The sequence below is a fragment of the Arboricoccus pini genome (assembly GCF_900187945.1).
GTDB classification, from domain to species: domain Bacteria; phylum Pseudomonadota; class Alphaproteobacteria; order Geminicoccales; family Geminicoccaceae; genus Arboricoccus; species Arboricoccus pini.
The window spans coordinates 224,462-247,767 of sequence record NZ_FYEH01000001.1 but is presented as its reverse complement, the minus strand read 5'-3'; the positions used below and the strand labels follow the sequence as shown (position 1 = coordinate 247,767).

At 66.4% G+C, this 23,306-nt stretch carries 28 protein-coding genes, 1 tRNA gene and 1 riboswitch; of the genes, 15 read left to right on the top strand and 14 right to left on the bottom strand.

Annotated elements, in window-relative coordinates; genetic code table 11:
- Positions 1-48: 48 nt before the first annotated feature.
- On the top strand, positions 49-552 hold the full coding sequence (locus tag CFB17_RS01185; RefSeq protein ID WP_088559563.1) for a pyridoxamine 5'-phosphate oxidase family protein: 504 nt from the start codon (positions 49-51) through the stop codon (positions 550-552).
- 48 nt (positions 553-600) lie between these two features.
- Here the strand turns inward: CFB17_RS01185 and CFB17_RS18765 are convergent, their stop codons facing one another.
- Positions 601-909, bottom strand: a complete 309-nt coding sequence (locus tag CFB17_RS18765) for a hypothetical protein (RefSeq protein ID WP_133063807.1) — start codon at positions 907-909, stop codon at positions 601-603.
- Between the two features lie 116 nt (positions 910-1,025).
- Positions 1,026-1,238: a hypothetical protein gene (locus CFB17_RS19070; protein ID WP_165769355.1), complete on the bottom strand. Its 213-nt coding sequence runs from the start codon at positions 1,236-1,238 to the stop codon at positions 1,026-1,028.
- 5 nt (positions 1,239-1,243) lie between these two features.
- Here CFB17_RS19070 and CFB17_RS01180 point away from each other — a divergent pair, with 5 nt between their 5' ends.
- The gene (locus CFB17_RS01180; RefSeq protein ID WP_165769354.1) at positions 1,244-1,858 is read left to right on the top strand and encodes an SDR family NAD(P)-dependent oxidoreductase; all 615 of its coding nucleotides are present in this window, start codon (positions 1,244-1,246) and stop codon (positions 1,856-1,858) included.
- Here CFB17_RS01180 and CFB17_RS01175 read toward each other — a convergent pair.
- The 6 genes from CFB17_RS01175 to thiM all read right to left on the bottom strand — a co-directional run bounded on the left by CFB17_RS01175 (position 1,788) and on the right by thiM (position 6,701).
- Positions 1,788-2,744, bottom strand: coding sequence for an ABC transporter substrate-binding protein (locus CFB17_RS01175; RefSeq protein ID WP_088559561.1), 957 nt, complete (start codon positions 2,742-2,744; stop codon positions 1,788-1,790). The genes CFB17_RS01180 and CFB17_RS01175 overlap by 71 nt on opposite strands.
- Before the next feature lie 91 nt (positions 2,745-2,835).
- Positions 2,836-3,591 (bottom strand): ABC transporter permease, encoded by a 756-nt coding sequence (locus CFB17_RS01170; protein ID WP_088559857.1) that lies wholly within the window; start codon positions 3,589-3,591, stop codon positions 2,836-2,838.
- Entirely contained in the window at positions 3,591-4,352 is a 762-nt protein-coding gene (locus CFB17_RS01165) for an ABC transporter ATP-binding protein (RefSeq protein WP_207761881.1), read from the bottom strand. Before CFB17_RS01165 ends, CFB17_RS01170 begins: the two co-directional genes overlap by 1 nt.
- Complete coding sequence (gene thiD, locus CFB17_RS01160; RefSeq protein WP_088559560.1) at positions 4,349-5,158, bottom strand: bifunctional hydroxymethylpyrimidine kinase/phosphomethylpyrimidine kinase; 810 nt, start codon at positions 5,156-5,158, stop codon at positions 4,349-4,351. Before thiD ends, CFB17_RS01165 begins: the two co-directional genes overlap by 4 nt.
- A complete protein-coding gene (gene thiE, locus CFB17_RS01155) occupies positions 5,155-5,835 on the bottom strand; it encodes a thiamine phosphate synthase (protein ID WP_088559559.1) in 681 nt (226 codons plus the stop codon). The genes thiD and thiE overlap by 4 nt, the downstream gene beginning before the upstream one ends.
- Positions 5,832-6,701, bottom strand: a complete 870-nt coding sequence (thiM, locus tag CFB17_RS01150; RefSeq protein ID WP_088559855.1) for a hydroxyethylthiazole kinase — start codon at positions 6,699-6,701, stop codon at positions 5,832-5,834. Before thiM ends, thiE begins: the two co-directional genes overlap by 4 nt.
- A gap of 24 nt (positions 6,702-6,725) precedes the next feature.
- A riboswitch (TPP riboswitch) is annotated at positions 6,726-6,866 on the bottom strand.
- An 89-nt stretch (positions 6,867-6,955) separates the two neighbouring features.
- Here thiM and CFB17_RS01145 point away from each other — a divergent pair.
- From CFB17_RS01145 to CFB17_RS01135, 3 genes are all read left to right on the top strand, one after another.
- Entirely contained in the window at positions 6,956-7,324 is a 369-nt protein-coding gene (locus CFB17_RS01145) for a YbaN family protein (RefSeq protein ID WP_088559558.1), read from the top strand.
- A 116-nt stretch (positions 7,325-7,440) separates the two neighbouring features.
- Positions 7,441-10,029, top strand: a complete 2,589-nt coding sequence (locus CFB17_RS01140) for a circularly permuted type 2 ATP-grasp protein (RefSeq protein WP_088559557.1) — start codon at positions 7,441-7,443, stop codon at positions 10,027-10,029.
- Entirely contained in the window at positions 10,026-10,907 is an 882-nt protein-coding gene (locus CFB17_RS01135) for a transglutaminase family protein (protein WP_088559556.1), read from the top strand. Before CFB17_RS01140 ends, CFB17_RS01135 begins: the two co-directional genes overlap by 4 nt.
- Positions 10,908-10,939: 32 nt before the next feature.
- Here CFB17_RS01135 and CFB17_RS01130 read toward each other — a convergent pair whose 3' ends face one another.
- Positions 10,940-11,710, bottom strand: coding sequence for an SDR family NAD(P)-dependent oxidoreductase (locus CFB17_RS01130; RefSeq protein ID WP_088559555.1), 771 nt, complete (start codon positions 11,708-11,710; stop codon positions 10,940-10,942).
- Between the two features lie 222 nt (positions 11,711-11,932).
- Between CFB17_RS01130 and CFB17_RS01125 the strand changes: the two genes are divergently transcribed.
- Together CFB17_RS01125 and CFB17_RS01120 are read left to right on the top strand one after the other, a co-directional pair.
- On the top strand, positions 11,933-12,448 hold the full coding sequence (locus tag CFB17_RS01125; RefSeq protein ID WP_207761880.1) for a hypothetical protein: 516 nt from the start codon (positions 11,933-11,935) through the stop codon (positions 12,446-12,448).
- Positions 12,445-12,948 carry a hypothetical protein gene (locus tag CFB17_RS01120; protein WP_088559553.1) on the top strand — a complete coding sequence of 168 codons (504 nt, stop codon included), beginning with the start codon at positions 12,445-12,447 and terminating at the stop codon, positions 12,946-12,948. Before CFB17_RS01125 ends, CFB17_RS01120 begins: the two co-directional genes overlap by 4 nt.
- A gap of 155 nt (positions 12,949-13,103) precedes the next feature.
- On the opposite strand, the gene CFB17_RS01115 is transcribed toward CFB17_RS01120, so the two are convergent.
- Entirely contained in the window at positions 13,104-13,874 is a 771-nt protein-coding gene (locus CFB17_RS01115; RefSeq protein WP_088559552.1) for a hypothetical protein, read from the bottom strand.
- 376 nt (positions 13,875-14,250) lie between these two features.
- Here CFB17_RS01115 and CFB17_RS01110 point away from each other — a divergent pair, with 376 nt between their 5' ends.
- The gene (locus CFB17_RS01110) at positions 14,251-16,368 is read left to right on the top strand and encodes a sodium-translocating pyrophosphatase (protein WP_088559551.1); all 2,118 of its coding nucleotides are present in this window, start codon (positions 14,251-14,253) and stop codon (positions 16,366-16,368) included.
- Positions 16,369-16,443: 75 nt separating this feature from the next.
- Here CFB17_RS01110 and CFB17_RS01105 read toward each other — a convergent pair whose 3' ends face one another.
- Positions 16,444-16,962, bottom strand: coding sequence for an outer membrane protein assembly factor BamE (locus CFB17_RS01105; protein ID WP_165769353.1), 519 nt, complete (start codon positions 16,960-16,962; stop codon positions 16,444-16,446).
- 63 nt (positions 16,963-17,025) lie between these two features.
- Here CFB17_RS01105 and CFB17_RS01100 point away from each other — a divergent pair, with 63 nt between their 5' ends.
- From CFB17_RS01100 to CFB17_RS01070, 7 genes are all read left to right on the top strand, one after another.
- A complete protein-coding gene (locus CFB17_RS01100) occupies positions 17,026-17,631 on the top strand; it encodes a ubiquinol-cytochrome C chaperone family protein (protein WP_165769352.1) in 606 nt (201 codons plus the stop codon).
- The gene (locus CFB17_RS01095; RefSeq protein WP_133063805.1) at positions 17,628-18,173 is read left to right on the top strand and encodes a YceD family protein; all 546 of its coding nucleotides are present in this window, start codon (positions 17,628-17,630) and stop codon (positions 18,171-18,173) included. The genes CFB17_RS01100 and CFB17_RS01095 overlap by 4 nt, the downstream gene beginning before the upstream one ends.
- A 130-nt stretch (positions 18,174-18,303) precedes the next feature.
- Entirely contained in the window at positions 18,304-19,347 is a 1,044-nt protein-coding gene (gene plsX / locus CFB17_RS01090) for a phosphate acyltransferase PlsX (RefSeq protein WP_279311691.1), read from the top strand.
- 54 nt (positions 19,348-19,401) lie between these two features.
- Positions 19,402-20,376 carry a beta-ketoacyl-ACP synthase III gene (locus tag CFB17_RS01085; RefSeq protein ID WP_088559548.1) on the top strand — a complete coding sequence of 325 codons (975 nt, stop codon included), beginning with the start codon at positions 19,402-19,404 and terminating at the stop codon, positions 20,374-20,376.
- A 103-nt stretch (positions 20,377-20,479) separates the two neighbouring features.
- Positions 20,480-20,785 carry an integration host factor subunit alpha gene (locus tag CFB17_RS01080; protein ID WP_088559547.1) on the top strand — a complete coding sequence of 102 codons (306 nt, stop codon included), beginning with the start codon at positions 20,480-20,482 and terminating at the stop codon, positions 20,783-20,785.
- A gap of 37 nt (positions 20,786-20,822) precedes the next feature.
- Positions 20,823-21,434, top strand: coding sequence for a MerR family transcriptional regulator (locus tag CFB17_RS19545; protein WP_243389655.1), 612 nt, complete (start codon positions 20,823-20,825; stop codon positions 21,432-21,434).
- 59 nt (positions 21,435-21,493) lie between these two features.
- A tRNA-Pro gene (locus CFB17_RS01070) sits at positions 21,494-21,570 on the top strand.
- Here the strand turns inward: CFB17_RS01070 and CFB17_RS01065 are convergent.
- Genes CFB17_RS01065 through CFB17_RS01060 form a run of 3 tightly spaced genes read right to left on the bottom strand, consistent with a single transcriptional unit; the run spans position 21,549 to position 23,148 of the window.
- Positions 21,549-22,082, bottom strand: a complete 534-nt coding sequence (locus CFB17_RS01065) for an isoprenylcysteine carboxyl methyltransferase family protein (protein WP_088559546.1) — start codon at positions 22,080-22,082, stop codon at positions 21,549-21,551. The two genes, CFB17_RS01070 and CFB17_RS01065, sit on opposite strands and share 22 nt — an antisense overlap.
- Entirely contained in the window at positions 22,082-22,279 is a 198-nt protein-coding gene (locus CFB17_RS19540; protein WP_243389687.1) for a 3-oxoacyl-[acyl-carrier-protein] synthase III C-terminal domain-containing protein, read from the bottom strand. Before CFB17_RS19540 ends, CFB17_RS01065 begins: the two co-directional genes overlap by 1 nt.
- 5 nt (positions 22,280-22,284) lie before the next feature.
- Entirely contained in the window at positions 22,285-23,148 is an 864-nt protein-coding gene (locus CFB17_RS01060; protein ID WP_243389654.1) for a type III polyketide synthase, read from the bottom strand.
- Between the last annotated feature and the right edge of the window lie 158 nt (positions 23,149-23,306).

The window sequence follows — 23,306 nt, the reverse complement described above, 5'->3', positions numbered from 1 at the left end:
ACCCGTCTTCTCGTTGGTCGATTGTGCGAGTGGACGAGAGGTTGAACGATGAATGCGGAATCGGGCGACACGGTGGCGCGGGGCCAGGCCTGGGAAAAGCTCTGGGCGTTGGTCAAGGATATCCGCACCGGCATGATGACCACGGTGGATGGCCAGAGCCTGCGATCCAGGCCGATGACCGGGCATGCCGCCCCCAAGGAGGGGGAGATCTGGTTCTTTACCCGATCAAGTTCGCACAAAGCTGGCGAGATCGAAGCCTCCCGCGAGGTCAACGTCGCCTATGCCGACCCTAAGTTGCAATCCTTCGTCTCGGTCAGCGGGCGGGCACGGCTGGTCTATGACCGGGTCAAGGTCGACGAGCTCTGGAATCCCTTCGTCAGCGCCTGGTTTCCGGAAGGCAAGGATGATCCCGACCTGGCTCTGCTTTGCATCGATGTCGAGCAGGCCGAATATTGGGACGGTCCGGCCAGCAAGATGATACAGCTCTGGCGTCTTGTCGAAGCCAAGGCCGGCCATCACGAGCCCGATATGGGCGAGAACCAAAAGCTCTGATGCGGACAGCGGGGGGCTGGGCGATCGGTCCGCTCGTGCAGCAGCTCCCTAGCCGCGACGACGCGTCAGTCGGCGGGCATTCTGGCGAGTCGCCTGGTGATAGGGGGCAAGGAGGGCCGAGGCCGCAGCCAACCCCGGTTCCGCCAGCAGGACACCGCTCGATGCCTCGAAGGCCGCCTTCTGCTTTTCCAGGACCATGCGCGACATCTCTGCCAAGGGCAGGCCCCGGCCGCCGAGGATGGCCGCGTTCACGAGCACGACGCGACTGGTGATGGTGATGGCCGTGTTGGCGCATGTCTCGACCCAGTCCGACCAAAGACGCAAACCGTCGGTCGTCCACGTCATCGCTTTCGACACGTCGTTCTCCTCGTTCGCGTCATTCATTCGACCCAGCCCATACCGGCATCCTCGCACAGATTGGCCGGCGGCGCACTTGGGAGCCGACCATGTTCGAACGCCGACTGCCCGCGACGTCATTTCACGCGGCCCTGGTAACCGGGGCCACGAGCGGCATCGGCCAGGCCTTCGCCATGGCGCTGCCGCCCACGACCGACCTTCTTCTCACCGGCAGGGAATGCCGCCGTCCTGGCGGCACTCGAAAGTTCCCTGTCGGCGCCGCCGCGAAGCGTGCGCACGATCGTGGCCGATCTCGCCACCGCCGAGGGCCGGGAGAAGGTGGCGGCCATCGCCGATGGCCATGGAGGTCGATCTGCTGATCAACAATGCGGGGCTGGGCCATGTGGGGCCGTTTCTTGCCACCCCGCCCCTGGCGAGCGAGGCCGTGATCGAGGTCAACGTCATGGCCTGTGTCGGCCTGGCTCGTGCCCTCCTGCCGGCAATGCTGGCAAGGGCCGCCCTGACCGGGCGCCGGGCGGGGCTCATCAACGTCGCCAGCACGATTGCCTTCGTGCCGGTGCCGCAGATGGCGGTCTACGCCGCGAGCAAAGCCTTCCTCCTCTCCTTCGGCGAAAGTCTGAAGGCCGAGCTGGCCGAGCAGCTAATCGATATCGCCACGCTTTGCCCGGGACCGGTGCGCACCGCGTTTGCCGAGCGGGCCGGCTATGCCGGGCGGTCCCTGCCAGGCACGATCGAGCCGCAGACGGTAGCAAGGCTGGCGCTCGAGCGGATCGGCGGTCATGGCATCATCTTCACTGATCCCCTGAGCGAAGCGGCCCTCAAGCCAGTGACCCTGGCCCGTGCGGCGGTGGCCAGGACCCTGCGCCTGGGATTTGACCTCAGCGAGCGCTGGTGGCAGCGGGGCTCCAGAGATCGACCGCATAACGAGGTACCGGTGCCGCCTGTTTGATCAGACCCACCGCCTTCAGATAGTCGGCAAAGCGCGCGTAGCGGCCCCAGTCGAGAGCGGCCGGGCTGGGCGCGAAGCGCGGCCAGGTCAAAGGCCAGGCGGCGCGATTCAAGGCGTCGTCGAGTTCGGGTGCGTAGCCCTTGAAGACGTCGAAAGCCTCTTCTGGATGATTGTCGATCCACATGGTGGCGGCCTCGACGGCCTGCATGAAGCGCTTGAGCTCAGGCCGTCCCACATTGTCGGGATTGGTGACGTAGATCAGCTCGTCATAGGCGGGAATGCCCTCCTCCTCGACGGGAAAGCAGCGGCCCTTGGCGCCCTCGATCTGCATCTGGGTCAACTCGAAATTGCGATAGGCGCCGATCACGGCGTCCACCTGCCCGCTGATGAGAGCCGGCGAGAGCGAGAAATTGACATTGACGAGCGTCACGTCGCCAGGCGCCAGGCCATTCTTCTTAAGGATCGTCGCGATCAGTCCGTCCTCGAGACCGGCCACCGAATAACCGATCTTCTTACCCTTGAGATCGGCGATCTGGCGAATGCCGGAATCCTCCCGCACCAACAGGCAGTTCAAGGGCGTGGCGATCAGCGTGCCGATCCGCATTAGCGGCAGCCCGCCATCCACCTGCAGCTGCAGCTGCGGCTGGTAGGAGAGGCCGATATCTGCCTGCTTGGCGGCGGTGAGCTTCGAGGCGTCGTTGGGATCGGAGGGAGCGATGAGTTCGACATCGAGGCCCTCGGCCTTGAAGAAGCCCTTCTGCTTGGCGACGATGAGCGGCCCGTGATCAGGATTGACGAACCAGTCGAGGACGACGCGGAGCTTGTCGTCGGCCAGGGCCGGGCTGGCCAGAAGACAGAGCAGAAGGGCTAGGGCCAGGCGTCGCATGGGTTTGTCCATCTTGAGGGGGCCGATCCGGACCGCGCAGGCTTGCCCGGTCCCAGGAAGGAAATATTGCCGGCAGCCGAGCGCGCATGCCTCAGGCCGCATGGAGCGTGTCGGGCTGCCAGAAGATCAGACGGCGCAGCAGGCGGTCGACGATGAGCCAGAGTGCCATCGCCATCAGGCAGAGGACGAGAAGGGCCGCGAAGAGCAGATCGGTCTGCATGCGGGCATTGGCGTGCAGCATGAGATAGCCAAGGCCGCCCGCCGAGCCGACCCACTCGCCGATGACGGCGCCGATCGGCGCCACGACGGCGGCGATACGGGCACCGGCACCGAAGGCCGGCAGGGCCGCCGGCAGTCGGATATGCCAGAGGATGCTGGCGGCACCCGCATCCATGACCCTGGCCTGTTCGATCCAGCCCCGCTCGACCCGCCGCAATCCCTCATGGAAGCTGACGGTGACGGGAAAGAAGATGACGAGGACGGCCATCGCCACCTTGGAGGCCATGCCGTAGCCCAGCCAGAGGACGAGCAAGGGGGCAAGGGCGAAGACCGGCACGGCCTGGCTGGCGATCACGAGGGGCAGGAGCCAGCGGCTGAGCAGGGACGAGCTCGCCAGAACCAGGGCCATGAGGCCGCCCAGAAGCAGGCCCAGGACGAGGCCCAGGACGATCTCGGCCAGCGTCAAGAGGGCGTGGTGGAGGATGAGCGGCCCTTGCAGCCAGAGGGCTTCAAAGACGGCCAGCGGCTCGGGCAGCAGATAACGCGGCACGCCCGTACCCCAGACCAGGAGCTGCCAGAGAAGGAGAAGGCCCAGCATCACGGCCAGGCCACGGACGAGGCTGGCCATCATGCGGCGGCCCTCCGTTCGGGCGCCGGGCTGCCGGCGAGCGCTGCCAGCAGCTTTGCATGCAGGCCGGTCAGTTCCGGCGCGTCCGCGGGCCTTGGCGGCGGGCTTGAAAGGTGGATGCGCTCGGCAAGTCTGGCCGGACGGCCCTTGAGGACCAGGATTTCCTGGCCCAGGCGCAGTGCTTCCAGCGGATCGTGCGTCACCTGCAGCACAGTCCGGCCGGCCAGCAGCCCGGCCGCCAGATCCTGCAGGCGGTAGCGGGTGATGGCATCGAGTGCACTGAAGGGCTCGTCCATCAGGACGACCGGGCGGTCTTCCATAAGCGTACGCGCCAGCGCCACGCGCTGCCGCATGCCGCCCGAGAGCGCTTGCGGCAGGAGGCCTGCCTGATCGCCCAGCCCCACCTCCGCCAGGAGAGCCCGAGCCCGCGCGCGCGCCGCCGCCCCGACCCTGCCATGGCCACGCAGCCGCCAGCCCAAAAGGACATTGGCCTCGGCCGAGAGCCAGGGCAGGAGCAAGTCGGTCTGGGCCATGTAGGCGACGCGGCCCGCGAGCGGCATTCCGTCATCGGCGATCGCCCGGCCGCCTTGCTGCAGGTCGGCGGCGAGGCGAAGAAGCGTCGTCTTGCCGGAGCCCGAGGGGCCAAGGAGACAGGTCCAGCCGCCGCCTGTGAAGCTGGCGTCGAAATTCTGCAGCAGCACGTCGTTGCCGAAGGCCAGTTCGGGCACTTCGATGCGGAATCCGGGGGGCCGCGCGCTCAAGTTTTGGGCCACCAGGCATGGAAATGATGGACGGGCCCCCGGCCGTGGCCGATGCCGAGTTCCATCCCGGCCTCGATCGCCGCCAGCAGCCAGGCCTTGGCCTCGGCCACGGCTGCCTCCAGCGGGCGGCCGCGCGCCAGGAGGGCCGCGATGGCGGCCGCATAGGAGCAGCCCGTGCCGTGCGTGTGCGCCGTGGCCAGCCTTTGCCCCTCGAACCACTGGTGAGTGCCGCCCATCAGCAGAAGGTCCGGCGCGTCCGGCGCCTCCAGATGGCCGCCTTTGACAAGAACGTTGGCGGCTCCGGCTTCCTGGAGGCGCCGCCCCAGGACGATCATGCCGTCGCGATCGCCGGGCGGGACCAGGCCCGTCAGGACGGCGGCCTCGGGCAGGTTCGGGGTCAGGAGCGTCGCGCGCGGCAGGAGAAGCTCGCGCATGGCGCCGATCGCCGCCTCGTCGAGCAGCCTGGCCCCGCCTTTGGCGACCATGACGGGATCGACGACGACGTAGCGAGGCTGCCAGGCATCGAGCCCGGCTGCCACCGCCTCGATGACCTCGCGCGTGCCGAGCATGCCGATCTTGACGGCATCGACGCGAAGATCGGCGAATACGCTGTCCATCTGCTGGCGCACGAAGCCGGGCTCGATGCCAAGGACGGCTTGAACGCCCAGGGTGTTCTGTGCCGTCAGGGCGGCGATTGCCGTGGCACCGTAGACGCCGAGGGCGGAAAAGGTCTTGAGGTCCGCCTGGATGCCGGCGCCGCCGCTGCTGTCTGAGCCGGCGATCGAAAGGGCGATTGGCGTCGTCATGCAGGCGCCTGCCCGGCCGCCCTTGCCGTCAGCGCGGTGTCGACGGCAAGGCGCAGTCGCATGGCGGCCTGCTCGGGGTCGTCTGCCATAAAGAGATCGGAGATGACGGCCACGCCATCGGCGCCGGCGGCGATGACCGGGCCGGCATTCTCCGCCGTGATCCCGGCAATGCCGCAAATGGGAAAGCCCGGCAGACGACCGCGGAGATGCGCCATCAGCCTGCCGAGCCCGGCGGGGCCGGTTGGCGGGTCCTTGGGGTTCTTGCTGGCGGTCTGGTAGACGGGCCCCATGCCGGCATAATCGATAAGGGTCGGGTCGAGCAGGTCGGCCTCATGCGGGTGATGCACGGAAAGACCGATCAGGGCATCCTTGCCCAACAGACGGCGGGCGTCGGCGGGAGACATGTCGAACTGCCCGACATGGACGCCCGGAATGCCGGCCGCCAGCGCCACGTCGACACGATCATTGACGACGCAGGGAATGCCGTGCGGCTCAAGGATCGCGCGGGCACCCTTGGCAAGGCTGACGAACGCGCCGGTATCCAGATGCTTGCAGCGCAGCTGGACGAAGGTGATGCCGCCCTTCGCGGCGGCGGCCAGGAGGGGGAGCGGATCGCGCGCCCGGCAGCGCTCGGGGTCGAGAATGGCATAGCAGCGAAGATCGAGCGTCGGTTTCATAAGAGCTTCCCGCGGGCATCCAGGGTGGCGGCATCCATGGCGAAGATGGCATCGATCAGATGCGGCTCGAACGTGCCGGGGCCAGCCGCCCGCTCGGCCGCAACCTCGCCGGCGACGCCGAAGAGGAAGAGCGCCTGGGCGGCGGCCAGGAGGGGGTCGGGCTCGACGGCGAGGAAGCAGGCGAGAAGCGCGGAGCTGGCGCATCCCATGGCGGTGACGCGGTCCATGAGCAGGCTGCCATTGGCCAGCCGGATCGTCCGCTTACCATCCGTGATAATGTCGACGGCACCGGTGGCGGCAACCACGATGTTGCTCGACTGGGCCAGGAGCCGGGCCGTGTCGGTCGCCCCCTCGAGGTCCGGCTCGGCCGAACCGGTCGTGCCGAGAAGAGCCAGGACCTCGTCGCGATTGGCGCGCAGCACGGCCGGGTGCAACCGCAGGAGGCCGGCTGCCAGATCCTGGCGCATGCCGCTTCGCTCGACCTTGACCGGATCCAGGACCCAGGGTCGATTAAGTTCGAGCGCCAGCGGCACGGCCCGCTTGATGGCGGCCTCGCGCTCCGGCTCGAGCTGCCCCAGATTGACGAGGAGCGAGGCCGTGCTCGCGACGAAATCTGGCATTGATTCGGCGCGAAACGTCATGCTGGGCACTGCACCCGAGGCCAGCATGACGTTGGCCGAGACGTTCATGGCGACGAAATTGGTGAGCGCATGGACGCGGGGCCGGGCATCCCTCAATTTGTCGAGGGACTTGGCCGTGGCCGCTACAAGGGAGGTGCGGCTGACATTCGAGGGCAGCGAAACGGGCGAGAAGTCTGACAAAGCGTCATTCCACACATAGTCGGCCGCCGGATCGGGACATGACATGCGTGGGAGCCTCGGGGCGTGCCCGGGCTGGCGCATCTCAAATCCCTTCGCCGGTATGAGCCGGATCAGGTTCGACGGGTCGTGCCAAGCCGCACCTCTCAGCTCCTTAAAAACCCGGCCGCCTGCGCGGTCGATTATGTTTAAGGAACACCCCGTTGAGATCCAGGTAAGGTTAGGTCCTTGCCCGCCGGCAAACAAGAGGGCGCCCTCACGACGGCATTAGCGCTTGGCAACGAGTAAGGCGTTGATCGACGATGCGATGGATCTGGCTCGGCGCTGGATGGGCGGCGGTAACCTTGGCAATCCTTGGTATCTTCCTGCCGCTTTTGCCGACGACCCCTTTCCTCCTTCTAGCGGCTGCCCTGTTCGCGCGCGGCTCCCCGCGCCTGCATGTCTGGCTCCTGGCCCATCCGCGCCTGGGACCGCCCATCTTGGACTGGCAAATGCATGGCAGCATCTCGACCAGGGCCAAGAGCCTGACCTTGGTCGCGATGGGAGTGGCCTTTCTCATCACCCTGCTCTTACGGCTGCCCGGCTGGATCCTCCTCGTCCAGTTGGCGGTACTCCTGGCGGTGGCTGGCTTCATCCTCTCGCGGCCCGGGCCGCCGCCAGGCGCGGCATAGGATCGTTAGGGGCATGAGGCCTTAGGGTGCTACAAGCTCCCACATGGACAGGAGCAGCGCTTTGGCGCATCCCTTCCGCCACCCGCTCCTCCAATGATGATCGATCACCAGCCGCCATGTCGTTTTCACCCGCCAACGAGGCGCTAAGCGCTGCCGCCGGGCAACCGGGCCTGGACGCTGATCTGGGCGCGGTGCTCGAGGGTTACGCCGCCGAGCGTGGCGGCTATGACGAGATGGTGGATGCGCGTGGACAAATCCGCCCGCACTGGCGCGCCTTCCTGGACGGCTTCGCCACGCTCGGGGCCGACGGGCGACAGGCGGCGCTGGATTCCACCAGCAGGCATGTGCGCGAGAGCGGCATCGCCTTCAACGTCTACGCCGATCCGGACGACCGGCGTCACACGTGGCGACTCGATCTGGCTCCCTTGCTGCTGACGGATGGCGAATGGGCGCGGATCTCGGCCGGGCTGCGGCAGCGCGCCCGGCTGATGGAAGCGGCACTCGGCGATCTCTACGGGCCGAAGCGGCTCTTGACCGAGGGGATCCTGCCGGCCCGGCCCTTCCTTGGCGCTGCCGAATTCGTCCACGCGGAAGCCGGTCTGGCCAATCATCGCTTCCTTCATACCTATGCCTGCGACATCGCCCGGACGCGCGCCGGCAACTGGGTCGTCCTGGGCGACCAGACGGATACCGATATCGGCGCTGGCTATGTCATCGCCAGCCGGGTGGCGCTTAGCCACGGCATGCCCGGCCTCTTTCGCGCCACGCATGCACGCCGCCTCGCCGGCTTTTATCGGGCCATGCAGGAGGCGCTGCAGGCGCAGCTCAGGAAGGATGACGGGCGCATCGCCGTGCTCAGCCCCGGGCCCGAGGATCCCTGCTATTTCAGCCACGCCTATCTGGCCCGCTATCTCGGTTACACGCTGACGGAGGCGGCCGACCTCACTGTCCGCGACGGTCACCTCTATCTCAAGACCCTGGACGGGTTGCAAAGGATCGACCTTCTGCTTCGTCGGGTCGGGGGCGCCGGCATCGATCCCTTGTTCACGACGGGCAGGAGCGGCGTAGCCGGGCTCATGCAGGCCATCCGCTCGGAAGGCGTGATCGTCGCCAATGGGCCTGGTGCCGCCCTTATGCAGAATCGGGCACTTGCTCCCTGGAGCGAGGCGGCGGCACGCCTGCTTTTGGACGAGGATCTTCTCCTCGGGGACGCGCCCTGCCACTGGCTCGGGACCGAGGAGGCGCTGGAGCAGGCAATGGCAGAATGGCCCGATCTGCGCCTGATGCCGCTGCGTGGCCGGAACGATCCGGGCGCGCCGGTCGGCACGATCGATCCGCGCTCGCTCTCACGCCAGGAGCATCAGAGCCTGGTGCGCAGCCTGGCCATGGATGGCTGGAGCAATGTCGCGGTCCCGCCGGTCGACTTGGCGACAGCACCCAGCTTCGAGAACGGCCGTTTGCAGCCCCGCCCCTTTGCCATTCGCTGCTACCTCACCCGGATCGGCGACGACTGGAACGTGCTGCCGGGCGGACTCGTGCGGATGGCCGGCGCCCCGGCCGCGCCGGCCTTGCCGAACGGCTTTGGCAGCAAGGATCTCTGGATCACCGGCTCGGTGCCGGAGATGCACCAATTGTCGCTCCTGCGGGCCTCCATCGGTGCTGTCCATCTGCGCCGCACCGGCGCCGACCTGCTGAGCCGCACGGCCGATAATCTCTTCTGGCTGGGGCGCTATGCCGAGCGGGCAGAGGGAAGGATGCGCGTCTTGCGCAGCCTCCTCTCGCGCGTCCTCGAGGATCGCCATGACGAGGCCGAGCCCGCTTTGGCCGAGCGGTTATTGGCCCCGCCGGATGTCGATGGCGAAGCCCCCCCGGTCGTCGATCCCACGGCCGATATTGCGAGCCAGGCCGGCAAGGCGCTCCTCGTCGGGCCCTATGCGCTAAAGGCCAGCCTCGACCATCTGCACCGCACGGCGACCCTGGTCCGTGACCAGATCAGCCATGACGCCTGGCGGATATTGAGCGGGCTTTGGCTCGAGCGCGGCTGGCGTGACGAGAAGCGGCCCGTGCTCAGCCGGGCAACGCTGGAACTCCTGGATGGCGGCATCCGTTCGCTCAATGCCTTTGCCGGCACCGAGGCCGAGAACATGACCCGCAACTTCGCCTGGCGCTTCCTGGAGCTCGGGCGGCGGATCGAGCGCGCGGCCGAGATGGCGCTGTTGATCAAGCGGCTGACGCGCCACGGCCAGCCGGCCCTGGAAGAAGGCGATCATGCGCTAAGATTGCTCCTTGAGCTGGGCGACAGCTTCATGACCTATCGGTCGCGCTATCTGATGACGCCGCTTTTGATCCCCGTCCTCGACCTCCTGGTCCTGGACGAAACCAATCCGCGCAGCATCGCCTACCAGCTAGTGCAGATCGAGGCGCATCTGGCGGCCCTGCCGAGCGAGGGGCCGCATCGGACGGCTGAGCACCGCATGATCCTCAAGATCTTGACGGGACTTCGCCTGGTCGAGGTGGGCGAACTAGCCCGTCAGGGCGCGGACCGGCGGCGGCCGGTGCTGGACGGACTGGTGGACGGGCTCCTGGTCGACCTCCCGGCCCTCTCCGATCTCGTCATGCACAGCCATTTCGCCCACGCCGAGATGCCGGTATCGATCCTGGCCATGAGCATGCAGGGCCGAAGCCTGCCGGCTGCCGGCGCATGATCTTCGACGTCCGCCACAAGACCAGCTACAGCTATGGCAGCCCCGTCTCGGTGGCCTACCATCTGCTGCGCGTCGAGCCGCGCGACATGCCGGGACAGCAGCGGCTGAAGGGCGAGGTCGTAATCACGCCGCAGCCGCAGCGACGCCTGCCGGATCAGGATTATTTCGGCAATCACACCCTATTTTTGACCATCGAACGCCAGCACGGCGAGTTCGTGGTCGAAGCCTCGAGCCGGGTCGAGGTGAACAGGCGCCCGCCGCCCGCGGCGGCCGCCACACCCTCATGGGAAACAGTGCTGGATTCGCTCGAACAGCCGGACCGGCCGGCGCTTCTTGCCGCCGTCGAGCAATCCTATCCGACGCCAAGAACCCCCATACTGCCCGAGTGCCTGGCCTATGCAAGGGAGAGCTTCACGCCCGGGCGGCCGATCCTGGACGCGGCGCTGGAGCTCAATCACCGCATCTTCGAGGATTTCCGCTACGACCCGGGTGCCACGCACACGCATACGCCAACCGCCCAGGCCTTCGCGATGCGCCGCGGCGTCTGCCAGGATTTCACCCACGTGGCCCTGGCCTGCTTCCACTCCCTGGGATTACCCGCCCGCTACGTGAGCGGCTATCTGATGACCCGCCCGCCGCCGGGCAAGGAGCGACTCGTCGGCGCCGATGCCAGCCATGCCTGGGTCTCGGTCTGGGTCGGTCCCGAGGGCTGGGTCGACCTCGATCCTACCAACGACGTCGTCGTCGGCGACCATCACGTAACCTTGGCCTATGGGCGCGACTATAGCGATGTCGCGCCGGTCTCGGGCATCATCTACGGTGGCGGCCGCCACAAGATCGCCGTCGCCGTCGACGTCATCCCCCTGAATGGCCCATGACCCCGCTCAAAAAGCGCCATGCGCGGTAGCGGCTATCGCAGGTAGCTGCCGCCATTCACGTCCAGGGTGGCGCCGTTCAGGCTGCGCTGGCCCGGCTGCAGGACGAAGGCCACCAACTGGCCGATTTCGGCCGGCTCCACCATGGCGCCGATCGGAATGTCGCCCACCGCCGCCTCGCCATGCAGCCGCACATACTCATCCGCCATCGCCGTGCGCACGAAGCCCGGCGCGATCGTCACGGCCTCGATGCCCTGGCCGCCAAATTCACGCGCGATCGACTTGGTGAGATTGATCAGGCCGGCCTTGGCTGCCCCGTAGGGCATGAAGTCGGCGGCATAGCCGCGCTGCGCTGCCCGGCTGGCGATGTTGACGATCCGGCCGCCTCCGGCCGTCTGGAAATGCAGGATCGCCGCACGACAGAGATCGGCCGGCGCCAGGAGATTGAGGCGCAGATCCGCATCCCACGCCGACTGCCAGGCCTCGAGCGATCCCCCAAGCGCCGCGGTCTTGCGACTCCCGGCATTATTGACCAGGCCATGAATGCGCCCGGCCCGGGCAAGAGCCTGCGCGAACAGCGCCGAGGCGCCTGCAGGATCGCTTAGATCGGCCTGGATCGTCCAGCCCATGCCGCCGATCTCGGCCAGCAACAGCTCGGCTCCGGCAGCATCCCGCCCATAATGGACAATCGGGCGCGCGCCCGCCTCAGCAAGACTGAGCACGATGCAGCGGCCGATCCCGCCCGAACCACCGGTCACCAGGACGGTCAGGCCGCTCAGCGGCCCCCTTTGCGCCCACGCGTTCATCGCTCCCCCGCTTCGACGCTTATTGTCAAAACGCTAGCGCTGCCCGGCTGTCGACGAAAGACAAGATCATGACAAAAGCTACCCCGATCCAGGCTTTGTTCAATCGTAGTCAACCCGTCGGGGCGAAGGTTTTCAACCTATAAGTAATAAGTTGTCACCTTGACTGATCCTCTCGGTTGCGACCAATAAAGTTTCAATAAGACGATGTTGGAGGAGTTGGTGATGGCTTGGCGCAAGCTGGCCTTACTCATTTTGCTGCCGCAGGCACTCTTGCTCAGCGCCTGCGGATCCGTTTTGACCGAAACGACAGCCGACGTCGCCGGCGTCGGCGGCGCCGCCGCCGCGACGGCCTTGACCGACAATGCCATGCTGGCGACCGGCATCGGCCTGGGCGTTCGCTCGATCGCCAATGCGGGCCTGCAATATGGCGAGCGTAGCCTACACGCGAACGAACAGGCAGCCATCGCCAAGGCGGGCGGGCCCTTGGCAGCCGGCCAAGTTGCCCCCTGGTCGATCAGCCATAGCGTGCCGATCGAGGAAGACAAGGAAGGACGCGTCGCCGTCAGCCGAGTCATCCAGGGACCGGGCCTGAACTGCAAGGAACTCGTCTTCTCCGTCGACAAAATGGACAAGAAACCAAGCAACGGCGTCTATACAACGACGATCTGCCAGGAAGCCGATGGCTGGCAATGGGCAGCAGCCGAGCCCTCGACCGCCCGTTGGGGCTCCCTGCAATGAGGGCCCTGGCCGTCCTTCGCACCAGATGGCAGACCGCAGCCCTCCTCCTCCTCGCCACGATCGTCTCAGGCTGCGCTGCCGCCCCCGACCTGGTCGGCCTAGCCGCCGGCGGCACCGCAGGCGCCCTCACGGCCAACCCCTATGTAGGCTACGGCGTCGCCGTCGGTACCCGAGCTGCCACCGACGCCTCACTCAACTACATCATGCGAACCCGCCAGGGCACGGAACAGGAAGCCATCATCCATGAAGTCGGCCTCATGCAGGTCGGCGAAACCCGCGCATGGAAAGTCGAGCACTCAATTCCTATCGGCAACGCCGAAGGCCGCATGCAGGTTACCCGACTCATCAACAACCCCATCGCACCCTGCAAGGAAGTCGCCTTCACCGTCGTTGATAAAAAAACCAAATCCTTCTTCCTCACCACAGCCTGCCAGGCCAACGGCCAATGGCACTGGGCCCAAGCCGAACCTGCCGTGCCGAGATGGGGATTCTTGCAGTAGGAAGCAGCCTCCCGCTGCCCTCGGCGATCTGATGATCGCCGTCTCGCTGCGAGAAAGTAGGGATGCCTCCGGCGGCCAGGGGGCACCGCCCCCTGGACCCGGGTTGGGGTGGGGTTGTCGGTCGCGGGTGAGGATCGAGTCTCAGCCGGCCAGGATCACGAGGGCGGGCCGGTCCCGTAGCGGCCGATCTTCCTCGCACCCTGCAAGCGTATCGCCGCCTGCATGCTCTCGGCCGGCCGCTCGTGCCAGTACCGCGCCACACCACGCGCCACCGCCTCAAGGCGAAGCGAGGGCAAGGCGTTCGGACCAAGGCCCGTACCCATCCGCTCCGCTTCCGACGCCAGCTTGTCCGCCAGCCGGTTCAGCTCAGCCCGGTTGTCCCGCGCCACCCGGCGCAGATCGGCCAGGGCCAGCGCTTCCGCCTCCTCCTGGTGCTCGGGTATCGCCGCGCAATGGCTCCAGTCGCCCGGCGGCTGGCGCGGTTCGGCCGGCGGTACGGGTGGGCGACGCTCGGGCCTGGGGTGCACCTCCCGTGCGGCGGCCTCGGCCCGGGCGACGAAGCGCTGGGCCATGCTCCGGGCCGGATCGCGGCCCCGGTTCTGCTCATGGAGGACGAACATGGCGACCCGCATGTCGCCCGTCTCCAGACCCATCTCCAGGATGGAGAGCGCCAGGGGTGCCAGCCGGGCGATGCGCTCCTCATAAGGGAGCGATGCCACCGCGCTGTAATGCCGAAGCAGTTCCTGGAACTCCTCGTCCCGGAGCAGCTTCTCGACTTCCATGACGGGAACGCGATTGACGAGCGCCATCTCCTGGGCGGTACGTCCGGCCGCCATGGCCTGGGCCGTGCGCCTGCGGTCGCGCCTGGCCCAGAAGGGGTAGCGGCGCCGTGGCGGCTTGGGGGCGAGACGATCGGTCCAGTCCATGGGGCCCACTGTACAAGGAATATAGTCCTTATATAACAGATCTCATGCGCCGCCCGCTGTCCGACCCACCCCATCGCCCCAGGTCCAGGAGGCGGTGCCTCCTGGTCGCCGAAGGCTTCCTCCTCACGTCCGCATAATGAGACGGCGATCATCGGATCGCTGTCCGGAGGCGGAGGTTTATTCTTCTCCCCTTCTTTCATGGACACTCATTAACTGCGGGACTACTGCTCGTGGTGACGGCTCCGGCCAAGGGGCTGCATCGACCTGCGAATTCGAACGCTTCACGTACGAGACGCGCGTCAGGGAAGGCTAAAGGACGAGATGAGGATCACCGCTCGCGCGCAAGAATAACGAACTCATAATCATTGAGGTGCCCATGACGGGACTCGAGTGGTTCTACTTTGTCCTCGTGCTCGCTTGTGGCGGCGCAGGGCTGGCCTATGGCTATCTTACTCGGGCGCAGATCCTGGCGATGCCGGCGGGCAATGCGACGATGCAGGAGATCGCGGCCGCCATTCAGGAAGGGGCCAGCGCCTATCTCAACCGGCAATATCGGACGATCGCGATCGTCGGCGTGATCGTCTTTGTCATCCTGACCTTGTTTCTGGGTTTCGCCGTCGGCATCGGCTATCTTCTGGGTGCCGTCCTTTCAGCCTGTGCTGGTTTCATCGGCATGAACGTGTCGGTGCGGGCGAATGTCAGGACGGCGCAGGCTGCGGCGACGTCGGGGCTGGCCGGCGGCCTGGACGTGGCGTTCAGGTCTGGTGCGGTCACCGGCATGCTGGTGGTGGCATTGGGTCTCCTTGGTGTGGCCATCTATTATGGCCTGCTGTTGATCTTCGGGGCCTCGACGCGCACGATCCTGGAAGCACTCCTGGGCCTTTCATTCGGCGCCTCGCTGATTTCGATCTTCGCCCGTCTGGGTGGCGGCATCTTCACCAAGGGTGCGGATGTGGGCGCCGACCTGGTGGGCAAAGTCGAGGCGGGCATTCCCGAGGACGATCCGCGCAACCCGGCGGTGATCGCCGACAATGTGGGCGACAATGTCGGCGACTGCGCCGGCATGGCGGCCGATCTTTTCGAGACCTATGTGGTCACCGTCTCGGCGACGATGCTCCTGGGTGCCATCTTCTTCGAATATTCGCCCTTTACCTCGGCCTTGATGCTCTATCCGCTGGTGGTGGGCGGCATCTGCCTCCTGGCCTCCATCGCCGGCACCTATCTCGTGAAGCTGGGAGCCAGCAACAACATCATGGGCGCGCTCTATAAGGGATTTTGGGGGGCGGCCGGGATTTCCGCGATTGCCCTCCTGCCCGTCACCTGGATCGTGCTCGGTTTCGGCACGACCTACGATGCGCGCTCGGGCGGCTACACGACGGTGTTGTTCGGCGGCTTCAACGTCTGGCTCTGCGCGCTGACGGGCATTGCAGTGACGGGGCTCTTGATCCTGGTGACCGAATACTACACGGGCACGAGCCACCGGCCGGTCAAGAGCATAGCCCGGAGCTCGACCACGGGTCATGGGACGAATGTCATCCAGGGCCTGGCGATCTCGATGGAGGCCACGGCCCTGCCGGTGATCGTGATCTGTGCCGGCATCCTGGTCGCCCACCACAATGCCGGGCTCTATGGCATCGGCGTCGCCGCGACGACGATGCTGGCACTGACGGGGCTGGTCGTCTCCCTCGATGCCTACGGGCCGGTGACCGACAATGCCGGCGGCATCGCCGAGATGGCGGGACTGCCGCCGGAGGTACGGTTACATACCGACGCGCTGGATGCCGTCGGCAACACGACAAAGGCGGTAACGAAGGGCTATGCCATCGGCTCGGCGGCCCTGGCGGCCCTGGTCCTCTTCGCGGCCTTCGTCGAGGACATTCACTATTATTTCCCCGACCTCAAGGTCAGCTTCGATCTGGCCAACCCCTTTACCGTGGTCGGCCTCTTCCTGGGCGGCATGCTGCCTTATCTCTTCGGTGCCCTGGGCATGCAGGCCGTCGGGCGCGCGGCCAGTGCCATCGTCGAGGAGGTGCGGCGGCAATTTCGCGAGGATCCGGGCATCATGGCCGGCACGTCGAAGCCGGATTATGGCCGGGCGGTCGACATGCTGACGCGGGCTGGCATCCGCGAGATGATCATCCCCTCGATGCTGCCGGTGCTGGCACCGATCATCGTCTATCTGCTGATTGCGGCGATAGCCGGGCGGGCGGCGGCGCTGGAGACCCTTGGCGCCCTGCTTCTCGGCACGATCGTCACGGGCATCTTCGTTGCGTTGTCGATGACCTCGGGCGGCGGCGCCTGGGACAATGCCAAGAAATATATCGAGGAGGGGAATTTCGGCGGCAAAGGCTCCGAGGCTCACAAGGCCGCGATCACCGGCGACACGGTGGGCGATCCCTATAAGGATACGGCGGGGCCTGCGATCAATCCGATGATCAAGATCACCAATATCGTGGCACTCTTGATCCTGGCATCGATCGCCGCCTTGCAGTGAGACGAGTCCGCAGCCGGCGAAGCGCCGTGGCCCTAGGCCGGCTGAAGACGATGCTGTGTCCGAAGGCCGGACCGATCAGCCGCCGCCGTAGGTACCGCCTGGCCGCTGGCCGGGCGTGGCGCCGCCGCCTGTCGGGTTGAAGCGGCCGATATTGCTGATGAACTGAGCAACGGCACTCATTTCGGCACCGCCCGTAGGCGTGGTCTGGGCCATCGGCTTGACGGCGGTGGCGTTGTCGAGGCCGGATTTGTTCACCGAGGAGACGATGCCATTGTCGTTGAAGACGACGTCGACTACGTCCTGCTTCACGAGATTGTCTTGAAAGAAGCTTCGCCGTTCGTAACGCTGGCTGATATAATACCAATTGCTGTCATTGAAGGTGGCCGTGGTCGACGGCGTGCCCAGGATGCGGGCCACCTCCTCGCGGCTGGTGACGCCGGGCGTGATCTGGTCGATCCGGCCCTGGTCGAACTGGTAGCCGCGGCTGTCGATGGTGGGCGAGCAGGCGGCGAGCAGGGCGATGGCCGCGAGGCTGCTCGCCAGGGACAAGGGCTTGAAACACAGGGCCTTGCCGGACGGGCGCGAAAGGGTCACTTGCTGGGCACCATGGCTATATGTCACCTCGAGGGACGAACGGTCCGAGTTCCGGTACCACGAATGGACGCGCGGCGACAGGTGGACGAGGTCAGGCAAAGAAACAGAGTTGGGCGGCTGGTCAGCTGGGTTGGTCGCCGCTCGGGGTTGAGCCCGCGCCAGCGCGAGCTGGAGACGCGGGCGTGGGCGCTCTATGGGGCGGTTGTCGCTCGCGCACGGCGGCCCTATCTCTTTGCCGGGTTAGGCGTGCCGGACACGACCGAGGGGCGCTGGGAGATGATCCAGCTCCACGCGGGTCTTTTGGCATTGCGCCTGGACGAGGCAGGGCCGGCCGGCAAGGAACTGGCGCAGGTTCTGTTCGACTGCATGATGAAGGATATGGACCGGTCGTTGCGCGAGCTGGCGATCGGCGACCTCTCGATTGGCAAATATGTGAAGCGCATGGCGCAGAGCTTCTATTTCCGCTTGCAGCACCTGGATCGGGCGCTGGCGACGGGCGATGTCCGCCCCATGATCGAGATCTTGGGCAAGAACGTCTATGGGGATCCGGCGGCGGCAAAGGCGCCGGCTCTCTGGGATGCCGTCCTGGACGAGGCACGCTTGCTGCGCGCCGCTCCCGGCGACGAGCTGCTGGCCGGTCGTCTAGACGGAATGGAGAGGGTCTCGTGAGCGACCCGTCGGTATTACCTGTCCCCGAAATGTCGCGGCCGGTATCGATCCACCGCTTGCCCGAGGACGGGCTCAATCTCGAGATCGAGGCGGATAAGGCCGAATGCGACGCGCTGGCCAGCAGGCTGGACCTAGTCGCGCTGCGGTCGTTGAAGGCGACCCTCCGGGTGGCGCGGCATGGCAGCGCCGAGGTCTTCGCCGTCGATGGCGAATTGGAGGCGCGGGTGATCCAGACCTGCGTCGTCTCGCTCGAGCCCTTCGAGAGCGTGACGTGGCTGCCCTTTCAGCGCTTGTTCACGACGGGCGAGGTGCCCGACGAGACCGAGATCACGATCGATCCGGACCTTTTGGACCTTGAGCCACTCGAGGGCGATAAGCTGGACGTGGGCGAGATCGTCGTCGAGGAGCTGGCGGTCAATCTGGACCCCTATCCGCATGCGCCTGGCTTCGAGCCCGGCCAGGACGTCGTGAGCGAGCCGCCGCGAGATGGGCCGTTCGCCGTCCTCAGCGCCCTCAAGGGCCAGAAGGAAGATGGCCGATGAGGCTCGTGCTGCGCGATCCTTTTCGCTATGAGGGCGGCGGAAACCATCGGAGGATCTTAGGTCTTCCCGGTGACGGCAAGGACATGGATCGGATGACGCCGCCTATCGCGGCAGGTAGGGATCAACCATCGTGACATTGACGATCGCCCTCGATGGCATGGGCGGGGACAAGGCTCCCGAGATCGTCGTCGATGGGGCCGCCAGGGCTCTGGAGCAGTTGCCCGAGCTGCATTTCCTGCTTTTCGGCGACGAGGCGAAGCTGGCGCCGCTCGTGGCGGCCAGGCCGGCGCTGGCCGCCGCCCTGACGATCCGCCACACGGATGCCTTCATCGCCGGCGATGCCAAGCCCTCGGTCGCCGTCCGCCAGGGGCGCACGTCCAGCATGCGGCTGGCGATCAACGCGGTGAAGGAGAAGGAGGCCTCGGCCGCCGTCTCGGCGGGCAACACAGGCGCCCTCATGGGCATGGGCAAGCTCGTGCTGCGCACACTGCCCGGCATCGACCGACCGGCGATCTGCGGCATCCTGCCCTCGCGGCGACGGCCCATCGTCCTTTTGGACCTCGGGGCGAATATCGACTGCGACGCGACGCATCTCGTTCAGTTCGCGGTGATGGGCACGGTGTTCGCCCAGGCGATCTTGAAGATCGAGCGGCCGCGCGTGGGGCTCGTCAATGTCGGCGTGGAGGAACTCAAGGGCGACGATATCGTGCGCAACACGGCGGCCATTCTCCGGCAGCTGCCGCCGCCGATCGACTTTCAGGGCTTCGTCGAGGGCACCGACATCTTCAAGGGCGATGTGGATGTGATCGTGACGGACGGGTTCACCGGCAACGTCGCCCTCAAGGTTGCCGAGGGGACCGCCAAGATGCTCATGGACGAGCTCAAGGGCGCCTTTTCTTCCAGCATGCGCGGCAAGCTCGGCTATCTGGTATCGCGACCGGCTTTGGGCCAGCTGCGCGAGCGCTTCGATCCGCGCGTCCATAACGGTGCCATGTTCCTGGGTCTGGGCGGCGTCGTCGTGAAAAGTCATGGCGGCACGGACGGGTTTGGTTTCGGCCAGGCGGTGCTGGTGGCGGCCGAGCTCGTGCGTAATGGCACGAACGAGCATATCATCCAGGCGATGAGCCAGTTGGGCGCCATGCTCGAGCCCGCTTCGGAGGTCGCCGCCTCTTGAGGGCGGGCACGCACCTGCCGTCATGGATTTTTCCAGCACGAGATTAGAGCGCAGATGATTCGATCGACGATCCGCGGTATCGGGGCCTACCTGCCAGCCAAGGTCATGCGCAACGACGAGTTGCCTGCTGCGCTAGGGACGTCCGATGACTGGATCCAGAGCCGGACGGGCATCCGCCAGCGCCATCTGGCAGCCGAGGGCGAGCTGACCTCGGACCTGGCAGTGGCCGCCGCCAGGCAGGCCATCCTCAGGGCCGACATCGATCCGCGCTCGATCGACACCGTCATCGTCGCCACCTCGACGCCGGACAATACCTTTCCCGCCACCGCGACGGCGGTGCAGCGCAAGCTCGAGCTGCAGCCCGGCATCGCCTTCGACGTGCAGGCCGTCTGCGCCGGATTCCCCTATGCGCTGGCGACGGCGGACGGCTTCCTGCGCACGGGTCTCTCGCGCCGCGCCCTCGTGATCGGTGCCGAGACCTTCTCGCGGATCCTGGACTGGAACGACCGCGGCACCTGCGTTCTCTTCGGTGACGGTGCCGGCGCCATGGTGCTCGAGGCACAGGAGCAGAAGGGCGATACCAGCGATCGCGGCCTTCTAGGGATCACGCTCGGCGCGGATGGCCGCAATTACGACGATCTTTTCGTCGATGGCGGCCCCTCGCGGGGCGGCGGACGCGTGGGCGTGCTCAAGATGAATGGCCGCGAAGTCTTCCGCTTCGCCGTGGTCAAGCTGGCCGAGGCCGCCGAGCAGGCCGCCGCCCTGGCCGGCATCCCGCTTGCCGACATCGACTGGATGGTGCCGCACCAGGCGAATGCCCGCATCATTGATGGGGTCGGCAAGAAGCTCGGTTTCCCCGCCGAGCGCGTCGTCCTGACGGTGGGCGACCATGCCAATACCTCGGCCGCCTCGATTCCTCTGGCGATCAATGCCATCTTCGAGGATGGCCGGTTGCAGCGGGGCCACACCCTGGTCGCGAACGCACTGGGCGGCGGCTTCAGTTGGGGTGCTGTGTGCCTGCGCTGGTGATCGCCAAGGCGACGAACCAGTTCAGGAAGCCTTTCTGCTTGTTGACGGAAACTCTTCTAGCAGCTTAATTTTTTCGTCATCCAGCTGTCGGAAGGGAGAATTTGTGGCGGGACTTACCGTCACGCGGGCACACCTCGCGGAAGCCGTCTACCAGGAAGTAGGCCTCTCGCGTACCGAATCCGCGCAACTCGTCGATTTCATCCTTGAAGAGATGGCGAACTCGCTGCTCGGTGACGGGATGGTCAAGATATCCTCATTCGGCACATTCATGGTGCGCGAGAAGGGTGAACGCGTGGGACGCAATCCGAAGACGGGCGAAGAGGTGCCGATCCTGCCGCGCCGCGTCCTCGTCTTTCGTGCCTCGCAGATGTTGAAGGATCGCATCAACGGCGAGGCCTCGCCGCCATGACTTCCATGGCACCTGCGATGGCGTCCGGCGCGGCCAGATGAGCGTGAGCGTGGCGTTGCCCGGCGGCGATGCAGGAGGAGAGAGCAACGGCCTGCCGTCGCCGGACGAGGAAGGCGCCGGCGGCCGCGTCCAGGGCCGAACCGCCAAGTCGCTAAGCGCCTTCCGCACGATTAGCGAGGTCGCCGACGATCTGGACGTGGCCCAGCACGTCCTGCGCTTCTGGGAAAGCAAGTTCCCTCAAGTCCGGCCTTTAAAACGCGGCGGCGGCCGGCGCTATTACCGGCCCGAGGACGTGGACACGCTGCGCCGCATCCGAGTCCTCCTCTATGACGAGGGCTATACGATCAAGGGGGCGCAACGGCTGCTGCGCACACGCCGCACGACAGCGGTCGAGCCGCCGGCCGGGCGACGCACCACCCCGCAACCGGCCCCCCACTCCCCGCCTGGCGTGTCGGAGCCGGCACCACCGCTGACGGCCACGGCACCCGCCCCCGAACTCATTGCGGCTCCGCAGCCTGCGCCACTGGTCACACCGCCGGCGGAGACGGTCTCGACGCCGGTCCTGAACGAACGGCGACGGCTCGCCCGCCAGTTGCGGGCCGAACTCGGCGAGTTGCATGCGCTGCTGCGCGCCGCCCTGGATGGATGATCCTTGGCCCTGTTGCGTCCGCCGCTTCCAGCGGCTATAGCGACGCCACTCTTGCAAGTCGGAGCGTAGCGCAGCCTGGTAGCGCATCAGTCTGGGGGACTGGGGGTCCCGGGTTCAAATCCCGGCGCTCCGACCATATTCCGCCTCATCGTCCCGAGGACAAAGCGCGCGCAAGGCGCGGTCCTCGACACGGCACCGCCAAGCAAGCAGCATCAGATTGAGAGCGCCGAAGATCAAGGCGAGGCGCAGGCTGCCAAAGCTCAGCGGCAGAAGCGGCAGCTCCAGGGCGACGATCAAGTAGTTGGGATGGCGTAGCCACCGATAAGGCCCCTGCCGCACCAGCCTTTGACCGGGCAGAACGATGATGCGCGTCGTCCATCGGCCGCCCAGCGAGGCCACGACCCAGACGCGTAGAGGCTGCAGCAGCAAATAGACGAGGAAGAAACGCCAATCGATCGGCGCCGACCAGGGGATAAAGGCCAGCATCGCCAGCAGCCAGCCACCATGCAGGATGACGAAGAGCGGATAATGCCCGGCCCCGACCTCCACGCCCCCGCTTGCCATGAGGCGCGCCGTGTTGCGCCTGGCGAGGACCAGCTCGAGGAGCCGCTGCAGCGCCACGAGCGCCAGGATCACCGGGACCGTCATCACCCCCTGCCGATCATGAGGAACCCCGCCGTGAAACCTGGACCCATCGCCATCATCAAGGCGCGCCGCCAGGCGTCATCGCGCAGGGCCCGCTGCAGGACGAAGAGCACCGTGGCCGACGACATGTTGCCATAGTCGCGCAAAACCGCGCGAGCGTCATCCAGGGCGTCGTTTTCCAGATCAAGCGCCTCCCGCAGCCCGCTCAGGACCTTGGCCCCACCAGGATGGCAGATCCAGCGATCGATCGCCGCCCGCTCCTCCCATGTCGCAAGAGAAAGTCGGCCGTGGCCTCCCCCATGCGCCGACGTGCGATCTCCGGCACGTTGATCGAAAAAACCACGCCCAGCCCGTCATCCTCGACCCGCCAGCCCATCACATCCAGCGTGTCCGGCCATCGATGCTCGCCCGAGACGCCGATCCAGGGACCCTCGCCACCCGTGCTCAAAATGGCGGCCGATGCCCCGTCGCCGAACAAGGCGCACGCCACCAGATTGGCCTTGCTCTTGTCACGCAGCCGCAAAGCCAGCGTACACAGTTCCACGACCAGCAGCAGTACGTGCCGACCCGGCCTGACCCGCGCCAGATCCGCCGCCCGCGCCAATCCGAGCACGCCGCCAGCACATCCGAGCCCAAAAATCGGCGTGCGCTCGACGTCCGGCCGCATGCCCAGACGCTCCGCTACCAGCGCATCCAGACTGGGCGTCGCGATGCCCGTCGACGACACCAGGACGACGGCGTCGATGACGTCCGGCGCCAATCCGGCCTCGTCCAGTGCCCGCTCGGTCGCCGTTACCAGCAACTCGGTCGCCTGCTCGATGAACAGCTGGTTGCGCGCACCCATCCCCCGCTCCACGAGGTGTGCTTCGATGGGCAGGCACGAATAGCGCCGCTCGATGCCCGCATGCGCAAAAAGCGGCGCCAGCCGCGCAAGGTTCTCAAGCGCCCCCTCGAAAATCCCCAAGGCCGCCGAGGTCACGGCCGACTGCTCGAGTTCATGGGACGGGACGGCCGTCGCCAAGGCCCGCAGCCGAACGGGCTCCCCTTCCACACCAACGCTGCCCGCCATGATCCCTCCACCCAATGCTCAGCGGCAAAGTCGAAACAAGCCCAGCAGAAGCACGGCCAGGAGCGTGAAATCCCCCCTTGAGACGGCGCATGGAGCCATTCGCCGGCGGGACAAGAGGCTAAAACCCAGGCTTTAGCCCAAGAACTCCACCTGGAGAC